This window comes from Corynebacterium sp. MSK039 (assembly GCF_030232315.1).
Classification (GTDB): domain Bacteria; phylum Actinomycetota; class Actinomycetes; order Mycobacteriales; family Mycobacteriaceae; genus Corynebacterium.
Map to the genome: position 1 here is coordinate 1 of NZ_JASPJL010000039.1, position 725 is coordinate 725.

A 725-nucleotide genomic window follows, 5' to 3' on the forward strand; every position below is an offset into this window, starting at 1 on the left:
GGTGCTGTTGCAACTTGGGGCGGGAGCCAAGAAAGCTCCGTTTTTATTGTGTGATCAACGCTATGTTCCTGTGTTGTCAGGCCGTCTCGAATACCCGGCTAACAATCACTGCATCCGGATTCGGGTGACCATAGGCAAACATCGTGCCCTGCCCCTTCCGCAATGAGTGCATCGCTTCCATCCCTTTCAACGTCCGGTAGGCAGACGTTCGGTTTTTGAATGCTCCTTTCGGCCCCAGGATCCGCTTTAACCGGCCATGATCGCCTTCAATGACGTTGTTGAGGTATTTCACCCGACGATGCTCGACCGTCGATGGACAGACGCCTTCCGCCTTCAGCTCAGAGATTGCCCTGGCGAGTGAGGGGGCCTTGTCGGTGCTGATCACCCGCGGATAGCCTGCCGATTTATTCGACCGCAGCGTCTTCGCCAGGAAACGCTTCGCTGCCGCGACGTTGCGTTTTGGTGAGAGGTAGAAGTCCAGGGTCTGGCCACCGGCGGTGATTGCCCGATAGAGGTAGCACCACTTTCCCCCGACCCGGATATAGGTCTCATCCACCCGCCAGGACCTGGCCTGCCAGTCAGGAACTTGCCGATACCACCGGGTCTTCTTATCCAGCTCAGGAGCATATTTCTGGACCCAGCGGTAGATCGTGGTGTGATCGACCGGCACTCCCCGCTCGGTCATCATCTCTTCGAGGTCGCGATAGCTCACGCCGTAGCGGCAG

At 57.9% G+C, this 725-nt stretch carries 1 protein-coding gene; it reads right to left on the reverse strand.

Translation table 11 applies throughout. The annotated features are described in order from the left end of the window. Window positions 1–76: 76 nt before the first annotated feature. Window positions 77–725: IS6-like element IS1628 family transposase (locus QP997_RS09720; RefSeq protein ID WP_284847002.1), on the reverse strand; the 649-nt coding region annotated here is incomplete at its 5' end.